Source organism: Capnocytophaga cynodegmi DSM 19736, assembly GCF_000379185.1.
Classification (GTDB): Bacteria; Bacteroidota; Bacteroidia; order Flavobacteriales; family Flavobacteriaceae; genus Capnocytophaga; species Capnocytophaga cynodegmi.
On sequence record NZ_KB900719.1, the window covers coordinates 1 to 25,054 of the forward strand.

21 protein-coding genes and 2 tRNA genes are annotated in these 25,054 nt (G+C 35.0%); 8 read left to right on the plus strand and 15 right to left on the minus strand.

Annotated features, from left to right (window positions below):
* A partial coding sequence (locus YW9_RS0106805) for a transposase (RefSeq protein WP_018279061.1) occupies positions 1-180 on the plus strand: 180 nt, incomplete at its 5' end.
* 31 nt (positions 181-211) lie between these two features.
* Here YW9_RS0106805 and YW9_RS0106810 read toward each other — a convergent pair.
* From YW9_RS0106810 to nhaA, 8 genes are all read right to left on the minus strand, one after another.
* Positions 212-1,711: a polysaccharide deacetylase family protein gene (locus tag YW9_RS0106810; protein WP_026193879.1), complete on the minus strand. Its 1,500-nt coding sequence runs from the start codon at positions 1,709-1,711 to the stop codon at positions 212-214.
* 50 nt (positions 1,712-1,761) lie between these two features.
* The gene (locus YW9_RS0106815) at positions 1,762-2,937 is read right to left on the minus strand and encodes an ABC transporter permease (RefSeq protein ID WP_018279445.1); all 1,176 of its coding nucleotides are present in this window, start codon (positions 2,935-2,937) and stop codon (positions 1,762-1,764) included.
* A complete protein-coding gene (locus tag YW9_RS0106820) occupies positions 2,924-4,087 on the minus strand; it encodes an ABC transporter permease (protein ID WP_018279446.1) in 1,164 nt (387 codons plus the stop codon). Before YW9_RS0106820 ends, YW9_RS0106815 begins: the two co-directional genes overlap by 14 nt.
* A 41-nt stretch (positions 4,088-4,128) precedes the next feature.
* Positions 4,129-5,106: an HlyD family secretion protein gene (locus YW9_RS0106825; RefSeq protein WP_018279447.1), complete on the minus strand. Its 978-nt coding sequence runs from the start codon at positions 5,104-5,106 to the stop codon at positions 4,129-4,131.
* A gap of 42 nt (positions 5,107-5,148) precedes the next feature.
* Complete coding sequence (locus tag YW9_RS0106830) at positions 5,149-6,540, minus strand: TolC family protein (protein ID WP_018279448.1); 1,392 nt, start codon at positions 6,538-6,540, stop codon at positions 5,149-5,151.
* A 104-nt stretch (positions 6,541-6,644) separates the two neighbouring features.
* Positions 6,645-7,217 (minus strand): Crp/Fnr family transcriptional regulator, encoded by a 573-nt coding sequence (locus tag YW9_RS0106835; RefSeq protein WP_018279449.1) that lies wholly within the window; start codon positions 7,215-7,217, stop codon positions 6,645-6,647.
* 70 nt (positions 7,218-7,287) lie between these two features.
* Positions 7,288-7,830, minus strand: a complete 543-nt coding sequence (locus YW9_RS0106840; protein WP_018279450.1) for a GNAT family N-acetyltransferase — start codon at positions 7,828-7,830, stop codon at positions 7,288-7,290.
* A gap of 89 nt (positions 7,831-7,919) precedes the next feature.
* Positions 7,920-9,071 carry a Na+/H+ antiporter NhaA gene (gene nhaA, locus YW9_RS0106845; protein WP_018279451.1) on the minus strand — a complete coding sequence of 384 codons (1,152 nt, stop codon included), beginning with the start codon at positions 9,069-9,071 and terminating at the stop codon, positions 7,920-7,922.
* Positions 9,072-9,488: 417 nt separating this feature from the next.
* Between nhaA and YW9_RS0106850 the strand changes: the two genes are divergently transcribed.
* From YW9_RS0106850 to YW9_RS0106880, 7 genes are all read left to right on the plus strand, one after another.
* Positions 9,489-9,560: transfer RNA gene (locus tag YW9_RS0106850), tRNA-Glu, on the plus strand.
* A 39-nt stretch (positions 9,561-9,599) separates the two neighbouring features.
* A tRNA-Glu gene (locus tag YW9_RS0106855) sits at positions 9,600-9,671 on the plus strand.
* A 56-nt stretch (positions 9,672-9,727) separates the two neighbouring features.
* Positions 9,728-9,985 carry a 30S ribosomal protein S20 gene (gene rpsT / locus YW9_RS0106860; RefSeq protein WP_018279452.1) on the plus strand — a complete coding sequence of 86 codons (258 nt, stop codon included), beginning with the start codon at positions 9,728-9,730 and terminating at the stop codon, positions 9,983-9,985.
* Positions 9,986-10,127: 142 nt separating this feature from the next.
* Positions 10,128-11,294 carry a hypothetical protein gene (locus YW9_RS0106865; protein WP_041997287.1) on the plus strand — a complete coding sequence of 389 codons (1,167 nt, stop codon included), beginning with the start codon at positions 10,128-10,130 and terminating at the stop codon, positions 11,292-11,294.
* Between the two features lie 64 nt (positions 11,295-11,358).
* The gene (locus tag YW9_RS0106870) at positions 11,359-13,449 is read left to right on the plus strand and encodes an alpha-L-fucosidase (RefSeq protein WP_018279454.1); all 2,091 of its coding nucleotides are present in this window, start codon (positions 11,359-11,361) and stop codon (positions 13,447-13,449) included.
* Positions 13,450-13,680: 231 nt separating this feature from the next.
* Positions 13,681-14,589, plus strand: a complete 909-nt coding sequence (locus tag YW9_RS0106875) for a TIGR01777 family oxidoreductase (protein ID WP_018279455.1) — start codon at positions 13,681-13,683, stop codon at positions 14,587-14,589.
* Between the two features lie 53 nt (positions 14,590-14,642).
* Positions 14,643-16,322 carry a ribonucleoside-diphosphate reductase subunit alpha gene (locus YW9_RS0106880; protein WP_081615895.1) on the plus strand — a complete coding sequence of 560 codons (1,680 nt, stop codon included), beginning with the start codon at positions 14,643-14,645 and terminating at the stop codon, positions 16,320-16,322.
* Between the two features lie 48 nt (positions 16,323-16,370).
* Here the strand turns inward: YW9_RS0106880 and der are convergent, their stop codons facing one another.
* The 7 genes from der to YW9_RS0106915 all read right to left on the minus strand — a co-directional run.
* Entirely contained in the window at positions 16,371-17,675 is a 1,305-nt protein-coding gene (der, locus tag YW9_RS0106885; RefSeq protein WP_018279457.1) for a ribosome biogenesis GTPase Der, read from the minus strand.
* Between the two features lie 69 nt (positions 17,676-17,744).
* Positions 17,745-19,994, minus strand: coding sequence for a GH92 family glycosyl hydrolase (locus YW9_RS0106890; RefSeq protein ID WP_018279458.1), 2,250 nt, complete (start codon positions 19,992-19,994; stop codon positions 17,745-17,747).
* 168 nt (positions 19,995-20,162) lie between these two features.
* Positions 20,163-21,137: a deoxyhypusine synthase family protein gene (locus YW9_RS0106895; protein WP_013997600.1), complete on the minus strand. Its 975-nt coding sequence runs from the start codon at positions 21,135-21,137 to the stop codon at positions 20,163-20,165.
* Positions 21,138-21,268: 131 nt separating this feature from the next.
* The gene (locus YW9_RS0106900) at positions 21,269-21,634 is read right to left on the minus strand and encodes a lipocalin-like domain-containing protein (RefSeq protein WP_018279459.1); all 366 of its coding nucleotides are present in this window, start codon (positions 21,632-21,634) and stop codon (positions 21,269-21,271) included.
* A gap of 67 nt (positions 21,635-21,701) precedes the next feature.
* The gene (locus tag YW9_RS0106905; RefSeq protein WP_018279460.1) at positions 21,702-22,421 is read right to left on the minus strand and encodes a DUF6261 family protein; all 720 of its coding nucleotides are present in this window, start codon (positions 22,419-22,421) and stop codon (positions 21,702-21,704) included.
* Positions 22,422-23,047: 626 nt separating this feature from the next.
* Complete coding sequence (locus YW9_RS13070) at positions 23,048-24,052, minus strand: hypothetical protein (protein WP_018279461.1); 1,005 nt, start codon at positions 24,050-24,052, stop codon at positions 23,048-23,050.
* A 160-nt stretch (positions 24,053-24,212) separates the two neighbouring features.
* Positions 24,213-25,054, minus strand: an 842-nt coding sequence (locus YW9_RS0106915; RefSeq protein ID WP_020493785.1) for an Omp28-related outer membrane protein, incomplete at its 5' end; no start/stop codon positions are given.

A 25,054-nucleotide genomic window follows, 5' to 3' on the forward strand; every position in this document is an offset into this window, starting at 1 on the left:
GGACAAAATGAAAACATTTATTTTGACGAAGAATTATATAAAAATCGGTTTAAAATAGAGAGGAGTTTTGCGTGGCTTGATGGTTTTAAAAGATTGATTATAAGATATGAAACCCTAAACACAACTTGGATGGCTATGTTGTATATAGGGATTATACTAACATTTATTCGAAAAGTTTAAACAAGTTTGGTGTATTTTTCTTCTGATAATACTATCTCCCACTAGAATAAATTTGTCCGTTTTTCAATTCTTTCTGGCGGAATAAATCATCAAGTGACACAATATGATAGCCTTGCGATTTTAAATTTTTAATTACTTGTGGAATTGCCTGTACCGTACTTTTATGAATATCGTGAGCCAAAATAATCCCTTGTGGTGAAGTTTTTGACATAGCTTCGCCTACACGACTTGCCTCACGGTATTTCCAGTCGAGAGGGTCAACATTCCACATAATTACAGGTCTGCCTACCATTGCTAAATTTTCCTTAGTATGAGCCCCATACGGAAAGCGGAAATATCGTGGTTTTTCACCCGTGATTCCTGACACAATTTCATCGGTAAGGTTGATTTGTCGTAATGCTTCCTCGTCTGAAATTTTACGAAAATCTTTGTGGTCATACGAATGATTACCGATGTTATGCCCTTCTTCTGCCATACGCTTAAGTGTCTGTTTTTGAACCGATGCCGACTTCCCTAATACGAAAAAAGTAGCCTTTACATCTTCCTCCTTTAAAGCGTCCAAAAGCTGTGAGGTATACACCGAAGGTCCGTCATCAAAAGTAAGTGCCACACACGGAACTTTCGAGCAATCTACTTCTGAATATGTTGGTTTAGAAATATTTACATCAGAAATTTGAGTGCTACTTTCTTCTTTTTTGAAAATTTGCAAGAAAGTGTCGCTAACATACTTTTCAATGATATCTTTCGGAACTTGTATTGTGAAATCTCCCATTGAACCACTAGCAATCTGATATTTATCGAAAAGAACATACCAATCGCCTCTCTCATCAAAGAACAATCCGTCGTAGTTTTTTTCGTTAGGAAGTGTTCCTTCTGTCAGAGCTTCTTCCAACGATTTTAACACTTCGTTTCGCTCCTCATCATTGGCATAACTTGAAGATTCTTGTATGCGTTTTTTCAGCAAATCGCGACCTATATTTTTCATTTCTTGTGCAAATTGTTCAAAACTTACTTCATTTTTGAAAAAATCTTTAGGTTGAAGTTTCTTTTTATTTTTCAAATCAAAAGCTGAAACTATGAAAGAATCATCGTAAGTATTTCCGTAAGAAACATTTCGCTCGTGAAGAAATATAAGAAAATCTGCTGAATGATATTTAACTTCAAAGTGTTGATTAAAATCCAAACTAGATACAGATTCCTTATTTCGGTCTTCCTTGAAAGTTTGTTTAAATTCGTCTACAAGAGTTTCAGTAAAAGCTTTTTCACTTTGATTTACAAACTCATACGCTGTAACTGGAAATGAAGCCGTTAAATGGCTTTTTTCGGGGTCATTGCCAATTTTCACGGTGTAAACCTGAATATCATCTTCGGAATTGGTAATGATAGTTTCTTCAGGAAGTGGCACAAATTCAGTGATTTCTGCATTCGCCTCTACATTTTCATCAGATGAATTGGTTTTCGTTTTGGTGTTGTTGCAACCTGAAAAAATCAGAGCAACAAGAAGACTTATTGATAGTAATTTCTTTTTCATTTTCTTTTTTCTGTGATAGTAAAAATACTCGGCAAAAATAATAAAATTCTTTATTCTTTTATCATTTTTCTGATAGAGAAAACCGCAAGTACTAAATAAAGAATACATAATGCCCACATTCCAAACCAGAAATTTTGTATTGTTGGCAAAGTTGCCCCCATTTGAGTTAATGACACAAAGCCTTTTGCTCCTAATGTAGTGGGAATAAGATAACTAAGTTTCTCCAACCACTGAGGCATCGCTTGTGGAGGCCACGCAATACCAATTAAAAGTATAGAAGGTATGGAAGTGTACATTACCAGCAATATGGCATCTTCTCTTCTTTTGAAAAAATTAACCAAAGAAATACCCAAAAATACTACAGCTAACAAAAAAGGTATCATATACGCTACCACAGAAAGAAAATCACCACGCATTGGGATTCCAAAGATTGGCATCACAATACCTAACATCATCAGAAGAATTATTAATCCGATAATCAGATATGCGGTTGCCTTTCCCATTACTATAAATAAAGAACCGATAAATCCTTCCGAATTTGCATAAAGTTTGTGAAATTTTCTTTCTTCACGCATTGTCCCGCCTAAAATTCCTATTGCGGTTAGGATTGTCGTTTGGAAAATAATTACCAAAACCGCAGGAATCAAAAATGTAGCATATCCTAATGAAGGATTATATAAACTAACCACCTTGCCCCCTACCGCAAGGGCATCATCTTTGGCTTGTGAAGGAAGCTTTCCTTGTGATGCTGTTTTTTTAAGTTGTACCCCTACATTCATATAAGTAGCACTCATTTTTGTTGCAGTCAATACTTGTTTGTAATACAATAAGTATGAGGCATCTGTGAAGACAGAGACTACAGGTTGCTCTCCTCGTTGCAAATCTTTATTAAAATCTTTTGGTACAATTACAATACCTCTAATATGCTGTTTTTTAAATTCTTGTTCAGCTTCTTGCAAGTTTGCATACGAACCAGTAATAACTACCTGACTTGTAGCATCTAACATACGTAAAAATTGTCTACTATTGGCTGTATTGTCTTCATCTACTATTCCTATAGGTAATTCTTGCAAAGTTTCTCTTGAATACAAATATGTGTACAAAAAAGAAACCAAAACAGCAACTAAAATGAAAGATGAGAATACCGCTTTGTCTCTGAAAATGTATTTCCATTCCCAGAAAAACGTTTTCATAAATGCCTGTGAATAGTCATTAAGCTTTTTCATATCCTCCTTTTTTAATCATTTTTACAAATTTTCCGTATCCCCACACAAATAACAACATAAAAAGGCTCAACGATACTATTGGTTTCCAAGTAAATAAGAAAGGTGTTCCCTTAACTGCTCTGTTTACATAATATTCCAAAAAGTGCGTAAACGGAAACACGTTGGCTAAATACTGCATTGAAGCGGGTAATCCTTCCACAGGAAATGTATAAACTGAAAAAGAAAAGGCAATAGCCGTAAATCCGCTTCCAATGGTAAGTGCTGTACGAAAATCTGGAATAACAGAAGCAATCGTAATTCCAATGATTTGATAAACTATTACCAAAAGACAAGTCATCAAAGTTACCGAAAACATCGTTGTTTGTAAAGGAGCACCCACAAGTTTGAACAAGAGGAAATTCATCCACCAAGCTACAAAAAATAGAGCAATTGTGTAGGGTAATAATTTACCTATCAATGCTATAACAGGATTTCCTCCACTTTGTTCAAGCCAATATTTTCCTTGTTGATATCGAAATTCTATACCAAGAACATATACGGTTACCATCACCACAACCATTTGTAACATCATCGGAAGGAGGGCTGTAAGCAAATAAAAAGCATTATTCGTAAAAGGATTGTACAACACGTGTTCATCTATCAATATAGGCTGGGCTTCTGCGAGAGCCTTTTGAGTTTGCATTCCTTTCTGAGTTTTCTTTTGCATAGTAACACCTGCCGAAAAAGTACCAAGAGTTGTCTGAAAATCTCTGGATATCAGCCCTGAAGCCATTATAAACTGTCCATTAGTATAACAAACAACTTCTTGAAAATTCCCTTGTAAAATTTTCTTATGAAAATCTGAAGGTATTTCTATAAAACCAAAAACTTTCTGTTGTTGGATAAGTTTTCTTGCTTCCGATTCATCTGTTACAGGAACCGCCATCTCAATAGAAGGAGTGGCATCAAGCATAGTCACTAACTTTGAAGAAAGCTGAGTTTGGTCTCTATCTATGTAAGCCATTGGCAAATCCCTCGGTACCTCACTTTTGAAAAGTAAACTAAGAAGAGTAAAAAGCAACAAAGGCAAAACTAGTACATAAAATAGCCGTTTGGGTGCAAAAAGAAGATTCTTCCACTCACTGTAGAAAATAAATAAAAAATGCTTCATAACTGGAAAATCATTGAAGTAAGGAATTATTTCCTCACAAATTACTCAGCAACCAAAACCGACATCCCTGCACGTAAATCCTTCACATCACGAATTGGATAAGCCTTGATAGCAAATGTTTTTCGGTCGAAATCGCCTTTGCTTTTTGTTGCTGTCCAAGTAGCAAAATCGGCTTGTAGAGCTATGTGTCTCACTTCCAATTCAATAGTTTCATTATTTAGTGCTGGAACAATTACTTTAAACTTTGCTCCCATTTTAAATTGATTCATTTTATCCTCTCGAATATTGAAAACCACCCATTTATCCGTTGGGTCGATGAGATTCATAACGGGATAACCTGCATTTACTATTTCACCTTCATTAGGTATAATTGTTTGGATTTCAGCACGTGATGGAGCAAACACTCTTGCTCCTTCTTTATAGGCTTCTACCTCAGTAATTACACCCTGAGCCTGAGCTACCAAAGCCTGAGCGGCTTCTTTATCCTCAGAACGAGTTCCATTTTTTGCCATTTCATACTGAGATTGAGCTGCTTGTGCCTGTTTTTGTAAAGCAATCATTTGTGTATAAGCCTCGTCCTTTTTTTGTGCAGGAAGTACCTTATCTTCATAAAGATTGCTCACTCTTTGGTATGTTTTTTCAGCCAAATCAGCAGCTGCCTGAGCTTGTTGCCAAACGTTATAAGCACCTTGTATTTGTTCTGCTCTTGCTCCTTTCTGTGCCTTATTAGACTGAGCCTGAGCAGCTAATCGAGCAGCTTGAGCCTGTGAAAGTTTAGCATCAAGTTCTGTACTTTCAAGTTCCAAAAGTAAATCTCCAGCTTCTACCAAATCACCTTCTTTCTTGTAAATCGTTTTTACTCGTCCTGGTACTTTAGGAGCTACGTTTATCTGTTTAGCCTCTACTTGTCCCTGTAAATAAACTGGCTCAGAACTGCTAAAAATCCAAATAGAAACTCCAATAACAAGTAGAAAAATGATTATTGTACTGATAATTCCTGTTATATTTCCTCTTTTCATTATCTTAATTTTTTGTATAGAAACAATATTAAATATTTTTTATTACTTTACATAATTTACGAATTCCTTACTCAAACCACAAGTTTCCAGCAATTGTGCGAGTGTCTTATCCATTTCGAACATCGCTTGATAGCGTTTTATTTTGATTGCTGCTAAGTAAAGATTTGCGTCTGCTACATCGGTAGAATTACTAAATCCTTCTGTAAAAGATTTCTGACGTACACGAACCAATTCTTCGGCAAAACGTATACTTTTTTCTAAACTTTGTAATTGTTCTTGTTGTTTTTGTATTTCGGTGTAATATTTTTTAACCAAAGTTTGAATATCTTTTTCTGCTTGAGCCGTTAGAAGTTCCGCACTTTCTTGAATAGATTTTGCTTGAGATATGCGATTTTTATCCTGAAAACCATTAAACAAATTCCATTGAAGCCCAACTCCTACATACCAATTATTAGGCTCAGTAATAGGTAAGTTCTTTTCCCAAATATATTTTTTTCCCACTACAGCTACATCTGGCAAAAATGCTGATCGTTGTACCTTAGTATTTTGTTCAGCCATTTGCTTTTTCAATCGAGCTTGAACTATAGCTGGATAATTTTCCTTTGCTTGTTGCTGGTAAAATTCCAATGGTTTAAGTACACCTACCTCGAACAACTCAGTTGAAAGTTTTGTAAAGACTGCCCCTTGCTCTCCTCCTATCACTCCCCAAAGAGCTGTTTGGGCAAGTTCAAAATCTTTCTGTGATGCCAGAAGTTCTCTCTCAGCATCAGTAACTGCTCTTTCTGCTTGCATTGTTTCAATTGGAGCAATCATTCCGTTTGCTTCAAGTTTTTGAGCGTTGATATAATGAGATTTAGCAGATTCTAAAGCTTTCTGACGTACCTCAATTGCAGATTGTGCCAATTGGGTTTGAAAATAGCGTTCAGCCAATTCTGAAATGAGAGCGTTTTCTGTTTTTTCTAATTCCTCATTAGCAATTTCAGCCTTGAAAGAACCTACTTTGTTTGCGGCACGAACCTTTCCCCCTGCGTATAACACCCATTTAAGGTCAGCCGTAAATTTGAAAATATCAGGTTCTTGAAATTTATAATTCCAATCTTTCTGAAAATGAGGCATCATAGGAGCCAATAATTGCCCTAAAATCGGTGATGGGGGTAAACTAGAAATGCTTTGTACTATCTTATCACGCGTTCCGTTCATATCCAAATACAAAGCATCACTCATATGTAAATAACTGGCACTAAGCCCCACTTGAGGGAAATATAAGCCTCTGTACGATTTTTGCTCAAAAACCGACGCTTCTTGTTGCTTTTCAATACCTTTTAACTTTTGATTTCCGCCATACATTTTATCCAAAGCCTCTGAAAAAGAGAGACTTTGAGCAGAAACATTAAACGCCAATAGACCAATAATAATTGTGAAAGAATATTTCATAAAAATGTTTTTGAAAATTCGGAGGCAAAAATAATTTGAGTTCAGTTTAAAACTTTTAATATTTATTAAAAAACATTATAAAACTATAACAACATCTCTGTAAATTACTTATTTTTAGCTGTTTCTCTACGGATTACACTCAATGTTTGCTGTGTAATTCCCAAATAAGAGGCAATATGCCCGAGTGAAACTCGTTGTAAAATTTTGGGGTGCTGAGTGAGTAAGTGCAAATAACGCTCTTCTGCCGTTTGAAATTGCAAACCATAGATTTTATGATTCAACATTTGTATATAATTACTAAATTCTTTGAAAATCAATCTATTAATCTGAGGAATTATTTCTAAGTAATTCTCTATAACTTCAAAGTTAGCCACTCTAAGAATACTATCTTCCAGTATTTCTATATTTTGAAAATGTCTTTCTTGCAGAAAAATATTTTGTGTTGAAAGACAAAACATATCTTCTGAAAAAAAGAAATGTGTAATATCCTTGCCATCTTTCTGATAAAACATTCGTGCAAGTCCTTTCTCAAAAAAGAAAACTTGTTGTGACTTACTTCCTTCCTTAAAAAGAACTGTTCCTTTTTTAACTTCTTGATAATCAAATATTTTATCAACATCCTCCAAAAGAGGTTTTGCCAATTTTATTTCCTGATGCAAATAGTTAATTAATTTCATCTAAAAAAGGTTAATTATATCTGCAAATATAATGAGGATTTTTTGTTTATCAAACATTAATATAAATTGATTATTCAGTAAAGTAACAATTTTTATTAGGTGTTAATTTTTTTTCAAAAGCCTTACGAGCAGCACCTCTAAAATAGACCTCACCGCAATATTCATAACCTAATTTTTCGATTATCTTAAGCATAGGAATATTATCAAAATTGGTGTCAATACGCACACTAAACACATTGTTTTCAATGCTCATTTCTTCTACTTTTTGAAGGATTTTTTTCCCCATACCTTTGCCTTTAATATCTTTAGCTACAGCCATTCTGTGGACAACAGCGTAATCTCCTTGTGTTTTCCATTTTCCTTCAATTGACTCATAAGCAGATTCTTTATCAAAAATTAAAGCAAAATATCCCAACAATTTTCCTTCAGATACAATCACGTTTCCGTACCCTTTTTCAATATCATTTTGTATTGTGTTTTCATTTGGGTAACCGTCTTGCCATTGCCGACTTCCTTCTTGCTTACGGACTTCTTTAGCATACAAAATAATTTTCCAGATTTCGTGAAAATCAGCGAATGTAGCCTTACGAATTTGATATTTGTTTTCTTCCATATTCTAATAAAAAATTCACCAAAGAAATTAAGTATGAAATCTCCTTGGTGAATTTACATCATCTATTTAATTTATTCTCAATAAAAACTCTATTCTTCTATCGTATTTCTTGCTTTTAAGGATAATTTTAAAGTAACAAAACCAAGACTACCCGCCAATAATGAAGATATTAAGATAATTAGTTTTGCATTATTTATAATTAACTCATTATCAAAAGCCAACAACGTTATAAAAATAGACATTGTAAAACCAATTCCTCCCAAAAGTCCCACACCAAATATAGATTTCCAATTTAATTCAGAAGGCAATTTACAGAATCCGAAAGTTACAGCCAAATAGGTTAACAGAAATATTCCTAAAGGTTTACCCAACACCAAACCGAGTAATATTCCTAAACTATAATTCTCTGTTAAAGTCTCTGAGATATTTCCATTGAATAAAATTGCCGTGTTAGCCAAAGCAAAAATTGGTAGAATAACAAACGCAACAGGCTTATGCAGAAAATGTTGTAACAAATACGATGTTGATTTTTCATCTCCATTCCCAAAAGGAATTGCAAAAGCAAGTAACACACCCGTTATAGTAGCGTGAACCCCCGAATGTAACATAAAATACCACATAACAACACCACCTATAATATAGGGAATCAAATTTCTAACTTTCAATCTATTCAAAACCAATAAAAAAGCAAAAATACCCAATGCTATGAAAAGGTTCGACAAGAACAATTCTTTAGTATAAAATATCGCGATGATGATAATCGCACCCAAATCATCAATCACGGCTAATGCAGTTAAAAAGACCTTCAATGAAACTGGAACTCTACTACCAAGTAAAGCTAAAATTCCCAAAGCAAATGCAATGTCCGTTGCCATAGGAATTCCTGCTCCTGATTGTGTTTCCGTACCAAAATTGAACAAAAGATAAATCCCTGCAGGTAACAAAATTCCTCCCAACGCCCCAAAAATAGGTAACAAAGCATCTTTAATATTCGATAATTCTCCTTTGTATACCTCTCTTTCTAATTCCAAACCAATAAGTAAAAAGAAAATCGCCATCAATCCATCATTTACCCAATGAGCTATGCTGTGTCCTTGAAAAGAAGTATGCCAAAACCCAAGATATTCATCCCCAAAAGAACTATTTGCAACAAGTAAGGAAACTACTGTACAAATAATGAGTACTACTCCACCTGCTTTTTCACTATTAAAAAAATCCTTAAATAATCTTGTTTGCTTCATCTAACTCTATATATTAATCAAAAATTAAAAATTAGGGGACAAACATAAGAAAAAACACATTAATAAGCAATATTTTAAGAAAAAATTTAACATTACAAAGCAAATAGATTAAATTTATCAATATAACTTTCTATTTCTTAAAAGTATTTTATAATACATAATGAAGAAAAAATCAAAAGAATAATCTTACAATTGTTTCTCGTAAGACTGTTTCTTCAAAAATTTTTTTACTTTAGTGATCTTTTAAAAAAATAATTCATTCTGAGAAGAAAATTAAAACATTAATTATCAGAAAATTAAAAACCAAAATTTAAAAAAAAATATTTTTTTTCACTTCAACTATTGCAGGAATAAAAAATTGTTGTACATTTGCAACCGCAATGAGGCAAGGGTCACATTGTAAGTTCTGAGAAAAATGGTCCGTTCGTCTAGGGGTTAGGACGCCAGGTTTTCATCCTGGTAACAGGGGTTCGATTCCCCTACGGACTACAAATTTTCGTAACATAGAATAATAGTTTTGTTTTTTAAGGTCCGTTCGTCTAGGGGTTAGGACGCCAGGTTTTCATCCTGGTAACAGGGGTTCGATTCCCCTACGGACTACAAATTTTTAGATATAAATTCATATATCTCAACTAAAATAAAGAAAGTATCAAACAATGGCAAACCATAAATCAGCATTAAAGAGAATTAGAAGAAACGAAGCTGCTCGTCTACGCAATCGTTATCAACACAAAACAGCTCGTAACGCTGTTAGAAAATTACGTGCTTTAGAGAATTTAGATGAAGCAAAAGAGCTATTCCCTAAAGTTATTTCAATGATAGACAAGTTAGCTAAGAAAAATATCATTCATAGCAATAAAGCATCAAATTTAAAAAGTAGTTTAGCAAAACATTTGAACAAGTTAGCTAAATAGTCATTTAGGTTTTTAGATTTATTATTGTAGCCAAGTTATTGAATAACTTGGCTATATTTTTTGTATCTCATATTCATAACTATACAAATCTATTTTGTTTTCTCTTTTTAAAATCTTATCTTTGGGCTTTAAAAATGTAGATATGGCATATCAACTATTAATAATACTAGTACTAACCACCTTATTTTCCTGTAAAAATAACAAAAATACAAACGAACTTCAGAAAGAATATAAAACAAAATCCATTGATTTTGAAGAATTTGATATATCAAATATCTCAGTAAACGCTCAAACTGAAATCAGAAGTTGGAAAGCTTTCCAGTCATTGATGCAAGTGATTGTTAGTATGGCTCCCTCAAAAATCAAAAACACAGAAAATCTTATCAATTCAAATCCAGATTCTTTATTAGTTTACAATCGTTTATTCCCTGTTAACGTAAAAACCATTCACGAAAATGCCACAGTTGAAAGAGATTGGCGTACTCATAACAACCTGAAAGACACTATTTTTCGTTTTGAAAAGAAAAAGGATAAAGAACTTTCTTTCATACAATGGAACAAATTTCTGGTTAAAAACATTCCATATACATTTTCTGTTTTTGCAAAAAAATTTAATTACAATACACTAACCTTAAGCTTTTCTGAAAAAGAGGAAACTCTAATTAAGGAAATTTTTGTGTTAGACTCTTTTTACTCTGAAAAATATAACGAAAAGAAAATCAAGCAACTTGATGATGATTGGAAAGAACTTCAACTTACTTTTACACCAAAAAATGAAGGTACACACAGCATCAAGCTATCCTTTGAAGAAGATTCAAAAAATGGTGATAATATTCTATTCTATCGACCAACTCTTCAAATTCCGACAAAATATTTCTCAAAAATTGGAGAATACTCCGACAAAATTATCAAAGAGCAATCGTCTGTGGAAAGTTCATACTACACTGTATTTTTCTGGCTTATGCAAATCGAAGAAGAATTAAAACAGCTTCTTGCGGAAGATGCCTTTCCTGAAAAAATTAACGCTCCTGCGGTAAAAGCTCGTTTCAGATTATTTGAAACTCAAGTAAAAGAACTTGCTGACAACGTAAAAAATAATCCTAATTTTCAAAAACAAGACGTTCAGAAAAGTATCAAAAATATGCAAAACACCTTCAATGAGATTATTTTAAGAATTAATAATTTTTATGATAGTGATTTAGAAAATCAAATGCAAAAAATTAATTTACAATCTGATACAATTCAAAAAAATAACTCTGAAAATACAAATTCGGCTAAAGACCTACAAAACTCAGAAAGTATAATCTAATAAAATTGGAAACATAATCAAATATTTATAAGAAAAATAGTGTGCAATTAATTTTTTAAATACAATGAAAACTACACGAACATTAATCTTTTTAGCAATTACAGGTTTATTGTTTTCCTGTAAAACCATTAAGGAACCTAAAGCAGTTGGAGCGATTCCTTCACAACGTCAATTAGATTGGCATCAGTTGGAATATTATGCTTTTATTCATTTCAATATGAATACTTTCACTGATATGGAATGGGGATTAGGAGATGAAAAACCTGAAAAATTTAACCCAACGAATTTAGATGTAAATCAATGGGTTAGAGTTGCTAAAAGTGCTGGAATGAAAGGAATTATCATCACAGCAAAGCACCACGACGGATTCTGTTTATGGCCTTCTGCCTACACAGAACATTCTGTAAAAAATTCTCCTTGGAAAAATGGAAAAGGAGATTTACTAAAAGAACTTTCTGAAGCTTGTAAAAAAGCTGGATTGAAATTTGGTGTATATTTATCGCCTTGGGACAGACATCACGCAAAATACGGGAAAGAAGAATACGTTACTTATTTCCACAATCAACTTCGTGAATTACTTACCAACTACGGAGAAATTTTTGAAGTTTGGTTTGATGGAGCTAACGGAGGTACTGGCTATTATGGCGGAGCAAATGAAGAACGTAAAATTGACTCTAAAACGTATTATCAATGGGATAAAGTAAATCAAATTGTCAGAGAGTTACAACCGAATGCTGTTATTTTTGGAGATGGAGGTCCTGATGTTCGTTGGATTGGAAACGAATATGGCTACGGAACAGAAACCAACTGGGCATCTTTTAATAATGACAACACTTGGGCTGGACACTCCAAACGTGAACATTTACAAAAAGGAGATGAAGATGGAGATAAATGGATTCCTGCAGAAGCTGATGTTTCAATTCGTCCAGGATGGTATTACCACAAACGCGAAGACCACCAAGTACGGTCGTTAGAAGAAGTTGTGGCTATCTACTATAATTCTGTGGGTAGAAATGCATCTTTATTGCTAAATTTACCAGTTGATACCAGAGGATTAGTTCACGAAAATGACATAAAACGCCTAATGGAATTAAAATATGTAATTGATGCCGATTTCAGCAACAACCTGATATCTAAAGCAAATATTAAAGCATCAAACGTACGAGAAAAACACTCTCTGTTTGAGGTAGAAAATGTAGCTGATGATAATAATAGTACATATTGGACAACCGATGAGGGCATTAAAACTGCTATGTTAGAATTCTCTTTCGATGAGCCAATAACTTTTAACCGATTTTTAGTTCAAGAGTATATCCCTTTAGGACAAAGAGTTAAAGAGTTCAAACTTGAATATCAGGCAGACGGACAATGGAATACAATTGACAAACAAACTACAATTGGTTACAAACGTATTCTACGTTTTGAGCCTGTTACCACTTCTAAGATTCGCTTTACAATCATTGATTCAAAAGATATTCCTATCATTTCAAATATTGGAATTTACAATGCTCCTAACCTATTGGTTGCACCTAAATTCAAACGCTCAAAAGACGGTGACATTTCATTATCTGCACCAGAAAAAAATACAGAAATTTTCTATACTTTAGATGGAACAAATCCTACGGAAAACTCTTTAAAATATGAAAAACCATTCTTTTTAGATGAACCTACAACACTGAAAACCATTTCTTTTGATAGAGCAAGAAATAAATTTAGTGATGTTTCAACACACCAAGTAGATGTTTCAAAAAAACTATGGAATGTAACAGCTGTAAGTTCAGGAGATTTATCAAAAACAATGAGTATCATCGATGAAGACCCAAAAACTTCTTTTTCAACTCCTCAAGAGGGCGTAAATCAGTCTGTAACAATCAACTTAGGTGAAACGCTCGACCTAAAAGGATTTACCTACTTACCAGCACAAGACAGATGGGCTTCAGGAACCATCAGCCATTATGTATTTGAGGTTAGCCTTGATGGAAAAAAATGGGTAAAAGCCTCCGAGGGTGAATTTGGAAATATAAAAAATAATCCTATCGAGCAAAGAATTCATTTTGATACTAAAAAAGCGAAATTTATCAGACTAAGTTCAACTGCCGTTACTGATAATTCAAACAGAGCTTCTTTTGCAGAAATAGGAATCATTACCAAATAGGTGTAATTTCATAGACAAATTTAATATCGTTTTAGTAATAAAAAGTGAGTGACAAAAAATCACTCACTTTATTTTTTTGTAAAAGATTGATTCTACGAATGCTTTCGAAAATTGTTAAAACCTTGTTGAAAAGTTATTCACTCATAGTACCAAAATTAACTTGTATGGTTTTATCTTTGTCGGAGTTTGTATTGATTTTCATTTTTCACAAACAATAAATTGTAAGATAATTTGGAAAAAGATATTGTCCTTATTACAGGAGCTAACGGAATGCTTTCCAAACAATTAGCAACTCTGTTAAAATCAGAATATGAAATACGTTTCCTAACACGAAAAGTGCAAAAACCAAATGATTACCAATGGGATATTGACAAACAATACTTAGATGTGAAGAGTTTGGTTGGAGTGAAACATATAGTACATTTGGCAGGAGTTTCTATCGCTGAGGGGCGGTGGACGGCGACGCAACGACAAAAAATAATAGAAAGCAGAATTCAATCAGCTGAACTTCTTTTAAAGAAGTTAAAAGCGGAGAACATCAAACTAAAGTCTTTCATAAGCGCTTCGGCAGTAGGATACTACGGAACAAAAACCACAAGTAATATCTACACAGAAGAAGCCTCTTACGGAAATGATTTTTTAAGCAATGTTTGTCTGCAATGGGAACATGCGGCAGATGCATTCTATAATGTAGCAACACAAGTAACCAAATTACGTTTTGGAGTAATCCTTAGTGCAAAAGAAGGAGCTTTACCTAAAATGTTAAAGCCGATAACTTTAGGTTTTGGGGCAGTTCTGGGAAGTGGCAAACAATATATTCCTTGGGTAGCTATAAATGATGTTTGCCGATTTATAAAACATACCATCGAAAATTCACTCGGAGGAACGTACAACGTTGTTGCATCAAAAAATGTTACAAACCGAGAAATGACATATCTTTTGGCAGAATGCATCAACAAGAAAATATATTTACCCAATATACCCGCTTTTTTAATAAAGTGGATTTTTGGAGATGCTTCAGTCCTTTTACTTGAGGGAAGTCGAGTTTCTAATGAAAAAGCAAAACAAACAGGATTCATTTTTGAATTTGAATCACTTAAACCTTTCTTAAAAAAAGAATTAGACGCAATAGAAAAATAATATCTTTAGATAATAATAAAAATAGAAAACAAGAAAAAAAATATAAAAAATCAATTAACACTAAAGAACAAATCAATATGAATGAAGAAACGAATATATGGTGGCTCAACGATGAATCGGAACAAATCCTCAATCGTGGTTATTTATTAAAAGGAGAAACTGTAGAAGGTGCAATTGACCGCATTACTTGTGCAGCCGCTCGTAGACTTTACAAACCAGAGCTACAACCCGCTTTCAAGGAAATGATTACTAAAGGTTGGATTAGTTTTTCATCACCTATTTGGGCGAATATGGGAACTGAGCGTGGCTTACCCATATCTTGTTTTAATGTCCACGTACCAGATAGCATCGAGGGGATTACTCACAAACTCGGCGAGGTCATTATGCAAACAAAAATTGGTGGAGGAACTTCAGGATATTTTGGAGAACTTCGCAGTCGTGGCTCGGCGGTTACTGACAACGGAAAATCAAGCGGAGCTGTAAGTTTTATGAAGTTGTTTGATTCAGCTATGGACGTGGTTTCACAAGGAGGTGTGCGTCGTGGTGCATTTGCAGCCTATTTGGACATCGACCACCCTGATGCTGAGGAATTTCTTCAAATAAAAGATGTAGGATTCCCTATACAAAACCTTTTCTTTGGCCTATGTGTCCCTGATTATTGGATGCAAGAAATGATTGATGGTGACCTTGAAAAACGCAAACTTTGGGCAAGAGTTCTTGAAAGTCGCCAACAAAAAGGATTACCTTATATTTTCTTTACAGATAACGTAAATCGCAATCGTCCTAAAGTTTATAAAGACAAAAATATGTTGATTCGTTCAAGCAACTTGTGCAGTGAAATTATGCTTCCATCAGGAGCAGACGAATCATTTATTTGTTGTTTGTCATCAATGAATTTGGAATTATTTGACGAATGGAAAGACACAAAAGCTGTAAAACTGGCTATCTTCTTCTTAGATGCTGTGCTTTCCGAATTCATTGAAAAAACTAAAGATAATTACTATTTGCAATCAGCTCGTAATTTTGCTATTCGTCACAGAGCTTTGGGCTTAGGAGTTTTGGGATATCATTCTTATTTACAGAAAAATATGATTCCGTTTGAAAGTTTCGAAGCTACACAATTCAACGCAAGAGCCTTTAAACATATTCGTGAAGAAGCTGACAAAGCCACTCAAGAACTGGCACACATTTATGGTGAACCTGAGCTTTTAAAAGGATACGGACGCCGAAATACAACCACAATGGCTATCGCACCAACCACCTCAAGCTCAGCTATTTTAGGGCAAGTTTCACCAGGAATTGAGCCTTATTCAAGTAATTATTACAAAGTTGGTTTGGCTAAAGGAAACTTTATGCGTAAGAATAAATATCTAACACAATTATTAGAAGAAAAAGGTATAAATAACGAGGATACTTGGCGAAGCATACGACTGAATGACGGCTCAGTACAGCACCTAACAGAACTTACACAGGAAGAAAAAAATGTATTCAAAACATTCAAGGAAATTTCACCAATGGAAATTGTAACACAAGCTGCACAACGTCAAGCCTATATCGACCAAACGCAAAGTTTAAACCTAAACATTCCGTCGATAATGCCTATCAAAGACGTCAATAAAGTGATGATTGAAGCTTGGAAATTGGGAGTAAAAACGCTATACTATCAACGTAGTCAATCTGTTGCAAAAGAAATGATAATGAATTTTGTAAATTGTAGCAGTTGTGAAGCCTAAAAACAAAAAAACAGGGAATTGATTTTCAATTCCCTGTTTTTTTATTATCTATTTTTGCCTGAAATACACATCTATTGGAACCCCAGTAAAATCAAAATGTTCTCGTAATTTATTCTCTATAAATCGTTTATACGGATCTTTAACGTATTGAGGCAGATTTGCAAAAAATACAAACTGAGGCATCAGTGTAGGTAATTGCATACAATACTTAATTTTGATATATTTACCTTTAATGGCAGGTGGCGGATAGTTCTCTATAATAGGCAACATCACTTCATTAAGTTTATGTGTTGGAACACGTTTTGAGCGATTTTTGTAAACCTCAACAGCCGTTTCTATCGCCTTGTAAATACGTTGTTTATTAAGTGCTGATACGAATATAATCGGAACATCAGTAAACGGAGCTATTTCCTTGCGAATCAAAGCTTCATATTCTTTAGTAGTGTTATTCCCCTTTTCTACCAAATCCCATTTATTTACTAAAATTATAATTCCTTTTCGGTTTCTTTCAGCAAGCCAAAATATGTTACTATCCTGTCCTTCAAAGCCACGAGTTGCATCAATCATTAAAATACAAACATCTGAATTTTCGATAGCTCTGATAGAACGCATTACGGAATAAAATTCTAAATCTTCCTTAACCTTTGATTTTCTGCGAATTCCAGCTGTATCAACCAAGTTGAATTCAAACCCAAAACGATTGTACTTGGTATCAATCGCATCACGGGTTGTCCCCGCAATATCGGTCACGATATATCGGTCTTCTCCTATCAACGCATTTATGAACGAAGACTTTCCCGCATTAGGACGCCCCACCACCGCAAAACGAGGAAGCTCTTCCTCTTGCCTACTTTCACGTTCTGGTAATACTTTTACCAAATCATCTAAAAGTTCACCACTTCCACTTCCATTAATGCTTGAAAGCGTGTAAAGATTATCGAACCCAAAAGCGTAAAACTCCTGTGCGTCAGCAATACGATTGTTGCTATCCACTTTATTTACAGCAAGAAAGATTGGTTTTTTAGAACGTCGGAGCAAATCAGCTACAGTTTGGTCCATACCTGTTACTCCATCTTCCACATTTACCATAAAAATTATGGCATCTGCTTCTTCAATAGCCAAATTGACCTGATTATCTATCTCTTTTTCAAAAATATCATCGCTTCCTACTACATATCCTCCCGTATCAATAACCGAAAATTCAACTCCATTCCAATCCGTTTTTCCATAATGACGATCGCGAGTAACTCCACTAACGGCATCAACAATCGCCTCACGGCGTTTAATAAGTCGATTAAAAAAAGTTGATTTTCCAACGTTAGGACGTCCTACAATAGCTACAATAGCACTCATAAATTCTTAATTTTGTGGGCAAAGATAATCATTTTTAAATGAATACAGAAACGTTTTCTCAAATACACATCAATAAACCTTATCAACCTCAGGTAGTTCATATCCTCCTAAAACCTCATCGTTAGGCACATCACTCATTTCAAACGTTAGTGTACCGCCTTTGATAATATCTTTATGACTGATATAGAGTTTTTTATAAGGTTTCCCGTTGAGGTATATTGCCTTTATGTACTTGTTTTTGTCAGAAAAATTTTCGGTTTTAATTTCAAACTTCTTGCCTTCTGTTAATTGAATTTGAGCTTGTTTAAAATACGGATTTCCAAACATATATACGCCTTGTGCAGGGTTCACAGGATAAAATCCTAAGGAAGAAAACACAAACCAAGCCGACATCTGTCCGCAGTCCTCATTCCCGCAATGTCCGTCAGGTTGGTTTTGGTATTGAGTTTTGAGAATTTGCTGTACAATCTCTTGAGTTTTTGAGGGTTTCGACACATAGTTATACAAAAATCCAACGTGATGACTTGGCTCATTTCCGTGTGCGTACTGCCCTATCATTCCTGTGCTGAAAATGGGGAGTTTGTCCTCAGGAAGAGGATAATAACTGAACATTGAGTCTAATTTCTGTTCAAAACGCTCCTCCCCTCCTACTGTGCTAACCAACTGAGGAATATTTTGCGGAACAAACCAGAAATAGTGCCACGCATTACTCTCGCAAAAATAAGGCGTATATTCCTTTGGAATAAAAGGACTTACGAACTCTCCATTACTATCTTTCGGACGAAGAAAAGTTGATTTTTTATCATAATGATTCTCCCAACTTTTAGAACGTTTCAAAAAATACTCATAATCAGAAGTTTTCCCTAAAGCCTTAGCAAACATCGCAATGCACCAATCCCCATAAGCATACTCCACTGTTTTGGATACCGACCAGTTTTCGTGATGCCCATCGGTAGGAACATAGCCTAATTTCTTATATAAATCTATCTGACGCTCATCTACCATTGCACTCTCCTTACAAGCCTTGTATGCCAATTCTGAATCCATCGGGAAACCTTTAAAATATGCATCAATCACCACAGGAACAGCGTGATACCCTATCATCATATTCGTCTCGTTGCCTTGCATAGACCAAACAGGAAGCCTCCCCGTTTCTTTGTAATGAGCTAAAAGCGACTGAATGAAATCGTTAGTGCGTTCAGGTTGGGTAATAGTAAAAAGTGGATGTGTAGCACGAAATGTATCCCACAATGAAAAAGTATCGTAACGTTTAAAACCTTCTGCTTTTCCTACCTGATTATCTGCTCCTTTGTAATTCCCATTAGGGTCACTCAAAAGGGTTGGACATAACATTGACTGGTACAGCATCGTGTAGAAGATTGTTTTTTTATTTCGGTCATCGGACACGATTCGCACCTTTTGTAACTCTTTTTCCCAAGCATCATTGGCTTGTTTGCGGTATTTGTCAAAATCAAAATCACTTGTCTCTGCTTTCATTGAAGCATAGGCTCCTTCTATATTGGCGGTGGAAAGAGCTGTTTTTACGATTATTTGCTCGTTCTGCTGCGTATTGTATAAAAGCTCTACTCGCGTATTCTTTCCTGTTGTAGGATTGGTTGTTTCCTTCTCATCATTAAAAAGAATATAACCCGAAAAAGGCTTAGAAAACTGCATCACAAAATAAATCTGTTGGTCTTTTGCCCAACCTGTGGATTTACGATACCCTTCGATGGTTGTATTATTCACTATGTTGATATGCGTGTCTGTGGCAGCGTCCCAATTCATTGCAAACCCCAAATCAACATTAATTTTTGTTTGCTCATCTTTCGGAAACGTGTAACGATGAATACCAACGCGTTCCGTACTTGTAAGTTCTGCCTTAATCCCATAACTGAGTAAATCCACTGTGTAATATCCTGCTGTAGCGGCTTCCTTATCGTGACTAAATTTTGAAAAAGGCTTACGTGAATTTTCCTCAATACGTTCACTAAAACGACTATTGGTTGGCATCACTAAAATATCGTACAAATCACCAGCGCCAGTCCCTGAAAGGTGTGTGTGTGAAAATCCCGTAATAATGCTATCTTGATAGAAATAACCCGCAATCCTATCCCAACCAGGTATACCAATATCGGGGCTAAGTTGTACCATTCCGAAAGGAAGTGTAGCACCAGGGTAGGTATTACCTGGACCATCTGTTCCGATAAACGGATTAACAAAATCAGTTAGTTTTTCGTCAGGAATGATTTCAGAAGATTGGTTTTCTGTTCGTTGACAGGAAATAAATAGAATTACAAAAAGCAAGAAAATAGTTCTCATTACATCATCTTTTAAACAACAAATAAAGTAAAAATATTTAAGATTTCAAAACATCTTCCAAACAAAGGTCGCCTACTTTTATTCCTTATCCATAACAAGAAAAGGCTCTCCTCTTTTGAAGGAAAACCTTTTTCTCGAAAATTGAATTTATTATGAAAGAATAATAACTTACTGCCCTAAAATATATGCAAAAATTAGTGGAGCAACAATTGTCGCATCGGATTCAACGATGAACTTAGGTGTGTCAATATCCAATTTTCCCCACGTGATTTTTTCATTCGGAACGGCACCTGAATAGGAACCATAACTGGTTGTTGAATCAGAGATTTGACAGAAATACGCCCAGAAAGGTACATCAGTCCATTCCAAATCTTGGTACATCATCGGCACGACGCAAATAGGGAAATCTCCCGCAATACCTCCACCAATTTGGAAGAAGCCTACACCTTTTCCGCCAGAGTTAGCTCTGTACCACTCTGTTAAGTACACCATATACTCAATACCTGATTTCACTGTCGAAGCCTTCAAGTTGCCTTTAATAACATTCGACGCGAAAATATTTCCTGTAGTCGAATCTTCCCAACCTGGGCAAACAATAGGTAAGTTACGTTCAGCAGCAGCTACAATCCAAGAGTTTTTCGGGTCAATTTCGTAATATTGTTCCAATACGCCTGAGTTTACCACTTGGTATAAAAACTCGTGTGGAAAATAGCGTTCTCCATTCTTTTCTGCTTTATGCCAAACCTCTTCCAAGTGTTTCTGCAAACGGCGGAAAGCTTCCTCTTCAGGAATACAAGTATCCGTTACTCGATTGTAATGATTTTCAAGAAGTTCCCACTCGTCCTGAGGCGTAAGGTCGCGGTAATTTGGTACACGTTTGTAATGCGAATGTGCCACAAGGTTCATCACATCTTCCTCAAGGTTTGCCCCTGTACAAGAAATAATATCCACTTTCCCCTGACGAATCATCTCTGCCAGTGAAATCCCCAGCTCGGCAGTACTCATCGCTCCGGCAAGAGAAACCAACATTTTTCCGCCTTCCAAAAGATGCGTTTCATAGCCCTTTGCCGCATCTACCAATGCCGCTGCGTTGAAATGCAAGAAATTCTTTTCTATAAATTGTGAAATAGGTCCTTTACTCATTTTTTTTCTATTTTTACTATTAAATATTGGGACAAAGATACACTTTTTTATATATAACACTACATTTGTTTCATACAAAAAGATACCAAAAACTATTTACTTTTTGCTCACCTTTGTAAGTTACTTGTATCTTATTTCATTTTTCTGTACACATTTACTACAGGGTCAAAGCTTCTTTTGGTTGTTGTATGAGTTGTAAGTTTATCTCCTTCTACCAAAATTAATAAATTCTCATCATCATTAATATAAACCTGATTACCATCCACCCTGTACGAGCTGTTTTTACTTACAATCGTTTGGCACTTTCCTTCTTCTTCAAAGGAAAGTGAATGAAAAACAAAATCATCACCAAACTGATAAAATGTTTTTCGTTGACAATCTGATAAAATTATGTTAGGTTCCTGCGCATCAGAACAGCTTTCCAACACCCAAACGCCTTGCATCATACTTTTAGTACTATTGTCCTTAGCAGAACAACCTATAAGCAATGTTATCATACTTAGTACTATACTCCATTTCTTCATAAACAATACGGATTTAATAAGTTATTGAACACCAAAATTATTATTCTTCCTTAGAATCTTTTTTTCTTCTTTTGCGAATGTTACTCAAAGCCTGTGCTATTTCGGTATTGATTTTATCAGCAAGATTTTTATAAAGAGCCTCACCACGAACGAAAGCATAGGAGTTAATCGCTTTAGCAAAATACTCAAAACTTTCTTGTGCTTCGATTCTGGCTACTTTGGATTTACCTGTTTCCTCTTCCGATTTTTGCTTGGTACGAGCGTTATAAATTTTCTCGAACTCCTCATTCTGTTTACCTAAAAGTGTAAGCCAAGTATCTAAATGTAATTCAGTAATGGTTGCCTTCATATTTTCAGACTGATTGATGTCATTGATAATATTCCGAATGGAAGTAGTCTCAGCCTTATGCGATTGTCTGGTAATCTTTTTGCCATATTTTTCAATCTCATCAATGAGTTTTCTGGCTCTCCCTGCCTGAGCCTCATCGGGAGAAAGAAGATAGGCACGTATTACGGCAGTTAATGCTGTAAAAGTCTTATCTCTTACAAAATCAGCTTCTTCTACCGTTTTGGTTTGCTCTTTTGTAGTTTCCTTACTGGAAGAACTATCAAGTGCTTTCACTTTTTGTTCAAACGCTTCAAAAATAGCTTTTAGCTCCAATACTTCCAAATCTTCTTGCTTGGCAAAAGTGCAGATATTAAGCAATACTTGTGTATACTCCTTTTGCCGTAATTCTTTAAGATAAGTTGTTTTTATCATACTCATTATTTTTAGGATTGTTACGTAGGGCAAGGTAGTTATTATTTTCTGATTTTCAAAAGAAAAGAAGTTATTTTTATTTTATTTAACATCCGTAGAAATTATTTCCTTATAATTACTTTTATTACTCCCAGAAGGTACAATACAAAACCGAAATAGAAAAGCATTTGTCAGGCTGAGCGAAGTCAAATCCCCTTTTCCTCACTCCTTGACTCCACTCGGAATGACAATAAAATGTTTCAGGATTTAGGTAATCTAGTCTATAATATCCCCCTACCCCCTTAAAAGGGGGAATAATATAACTGGAGTAACCTTATCCTGTTACAGAATTTTAGTATTCCCAAAAGGTACAATACAAAACCGAAACAGAATACCTCTTGTCAGGCTGAGTGAAATAGAATTCTTTATAATTTCTCCTCGACTCCGCTTGGAGTGACAATAAAATGTTTCAGGATTTAGTTAATATCGCCTATAATATCCCCTTACTCCTTTAAAAAGGGGAATAATTCTACTAGAGTGACACCAATAACGAAAAAAACCGACTATTTTTAAGTCGGTTTTATGCTTTTCCTTCATCTATGTTATTTCAAGAATATAGAAATTAGGAATAAAGATGCTTAATTTCTTTAATATGTATCTACTTTCTGAGCCAATCCGTCTTTATCACCACTTACTCGATGAGCTCCCACAGGCATTAATATGGTGTTGGAAGTATCGCCCTGCTTCCACGTAAGTACATAGGAAGAAGTGAAGTTTTTAATCCCCTCAGGAGTAACTTCACCCGAAATTACGGTAATATCAGACTTTCTAACTCCTTTTTCTTGACCAAAAACACGAGCATAAAGCGTGAACTTATTACCATTTCCGGTAATGTAAACGCCTATACCGCTACCATTAGCATCAGATGCTTTGTAATCCAAAATGGCGTGTCCGTTTTTCTGGATTGAAATTCGGTAACGATAGTCAGGCCAGATATGCCCTTTTAAATGGGTATCATTAGGGTAAGGTTGCATCAAAACGTGAGGTGAAGACAAATAGATTCCCTCAATATTTGGCGGATTATTTCCTTCGTGAATAGCCATTCCTCCTTCTTTAAGTCGCTGTATTGTTTCAGGTTTTATTTCAGAAAGAATGCTTTGCACCTCAACATCTACATCTGGTGTATTCACCGAACCCACATTAAGTAAAGGTAGATAAAACGCTCCTTCTGTGATAGTTGTCCCATCTGAGGTAAATTCAAACGTTCCTTTGATGGTTTTGTCTGTAACACTTTCAATAGAGAATTTCCCTTTTGAAGAATTGAATAATTCCTCCTTAGTTTGATATGTCGCTGTTATCGTTTTAGCTTCATTATCAATGGTATAATCTCCTAAGGCTTTCGGAAAATCAAAATGCTTGATGTCTATTCCTTGAACGAGTTTCTCTCCCCATCTGCCATACAAAAACAGAACTGCTTTTCCGTTCACTTCACCAATGGCTGCATGATGCAAGATTGCTTCTGTTTTGTTTCCGTTTATTTTCGCTCTGAAATAATACGTTCCTTCCGAATTATTACCCTCTTTGGTACAAGCGAACATCGTAATAATTACTGCCAACACAGTAAATAGCTTAAAGTAATGTAATTTTTTCATATCTTCAATTATTTTACGTTCAGGCAAATGTACAACTTTAGAAGCAAAAAAACTATTCTTTTGGGTTTTATTTTAGAAATAAAAAAATAAGTTTCAGTATTAAAAAGATAATACTAAAACCTATTTTGAATTTTGCTTATATATTAGTTTAAGTAACTTATTACTTTACATATTCGTAATCTTTCGTTTGGTTTGCCTTAGCTTCTTGAACGTTTACCACCGCTCCTGCCGCATTGGTAACAAAAACAACTACTTTTACCTTATCCATTGTACCATTTTGAAGTAGTGTATAGCTAACCTGCTGATTTTCCTTAGTTACTTCTTGACCTTTCGTTAACGTACCTAACTCATTTCCTGCTGTTTTTCCGTACACTGCTCTCAATACTTCATCGTGTTTGAAATTATGATTGTACCCTCCCTGTTCATAATCTGATTGACTATAGACGAGATTATCCTGTGTAACAAAAATATGGTATTTTAGTCCCTCAAGGTTTTCCGTTGTTTTGAAACTTACTGATATATTTCCACCAGTAGTATTTAACTGAGAAGAAATTTTTATCCCAATAGGAGATATTGGTGTTTTTTCCAAACGCTCAAAAATACGTGTTGGTGCGTTGAATGCACGGATTTCTTGGTTTCGGTTGAATATGAGCCACGGAAATCCTGTAAAGCTAAGATTAGGCAATCTTTTAAAGTGATTTATCAATCTATAACTTTCGATAATTTCCATAGGTTCCCTCCCATTTCCATTGTGAATAGCAACTACAACAAGCTTTTCCTTAAGTGGATTATCCGCATTTTTAGCTCTTTGAATAGCTCGTGCAACAGATGGACAGTGTCCACACCACGTTCCTGTAACGTCTTCTACTAACACTTTATAAACAAAGGGCTTATCACTCTGGTTAGGCTGAGAATTATCACCATCAGTAGGAGGATTATTTGGGTTTGAATCTGAGCTATTATCTCCTTGATTCCCCCCTCCTGCTTCAGGAGTGTGCTCAG

What these genes read in the sequence shown, in the direction of transcription:
- YW9_RS0106895 (WP_013997600.1), bottom strand. Translation starts at nt 21,137, where the DNA reads ATGAGTAAAGGACCTATTTCACAATTTATAGAAAAGAATTTCTTGCAT.
- YW9_RS0106835 (WP_018279449.1), bottom strand. Translation starts at nt 7,217, where the DNA reads ATGAAATTAATTAACTATTTGCATCAGGAAATAAAATTGGCAAAACCT.
- YW9_RS0106870 (WP_018279454.1), top strand. Translation starts at nt 11,359, where the DNA reads ATGAAAACTACACGAACATTAATCTTTTTAGCAATTACAGGTTTATTG.
- YW9_RS0106810 (WP_026193879.1), bottom strand. Translation starts at nt 1,711, where the DNA reads ATGAAAAAGAAATTACTATCAATAAGTCTTCTTGTTGCTCTGATTTTT.
- der (WP_018279457.1), bottom strand. Translation starts at nt 17,675, where the DNA reads ATGAGTGCTATTGTAGCTATTGTAGGACGTCCTAACGTTGGAAAATCA.
- YW9_RS0106900 (WP_018279459.1), bottom strand. Translation starts at nt 21,634, where the DNA reads ATGATAACATTGCTTATAGGTTGTTCTGCTAAGGACAATAGTACTAAA.
- rpsT (WP_018279452.1), top strand. Translation starts at nt 9,728, where the DNA reads ATGGCAAACCATAAATCAGCATTAAAGAGAATTAGAAGAAACGAAGCT.
- YW9_RS0106840 (WP_018279450.1), bottom strand. Translation starts at nt 7,830, where the DNA reads ATGGAAGAAAACAAATATCAAATTCGTAAGGCTACATTCGCTGATTTT.
- YW9_RS13070 (WP_018279461.1), bottom strand. Translation starts at nt 24,052, where the DNA reads ATGAAAAAATTACATTACTTTAAGCTATTTACTGTGTTGGCAGTAATT.
- YW9_RS0106830 (WP_018279448.1), bottom strand. Translation starts at nt 6,540, where the DNA reads ATGAAATATTCTTTCACAATTATTATTGGTCTATTGGCGTTTAATGTT.
- YW9_RS0106815 (WP_018279445.1), bottom strand. Translation starts at nt 2,937, where the DNA reads ATGAAAAAGCTTAATGACTATTCACAGGCATTTATGAAAACGTTTTTC.
- nhaA (WP_018279451.1), bottom strand. Translation starts at nt 9,071, where the DNA reads ATGAAGCAAACAAGATTATTTAAGGATTTTTTTAATAGTGAAAAAGCA.
- YW9_RS0106905 (WP_018279460.1), bottom strand. Translation starts at nt 22,421, where the DNA reads ATGATAAAAACAACTTATCTTAAAGAATTACGGCAAAAGGAGTATACA.
- YW9_RS0106865 (WP_041997287.1), top strand. Translation starts at nt 10,128, where the DNA reads ATGGCATATCAACTATTAATAATACTAGTACTAACCACCTTATTTTCC.
- YW9_RS0106825 (WP_018279447.1), bottom strand. Translation starts at nt 5,106, where the DNA reads ATGAAAAGAGGAAATATAACAGGAATTATCAGTACAATAATCATTTTT.
- YW9_RS0106890 (WP_018279458.1), bottom strand. Translation starts at nt 19,994, where the DNA reads ATGAGAACTATTTTCTTGCTTTTTGTAATTCTATTTATTTCCTGTCAA.
- YW9_RS0106820 (WP_018279446.1), bottom strand. Translation starts at nt 4,087, where the DNA reads ATGAAGCATTTTTTATTTATTTTCTACAGTGAGTGGAAGAATCTTCTT.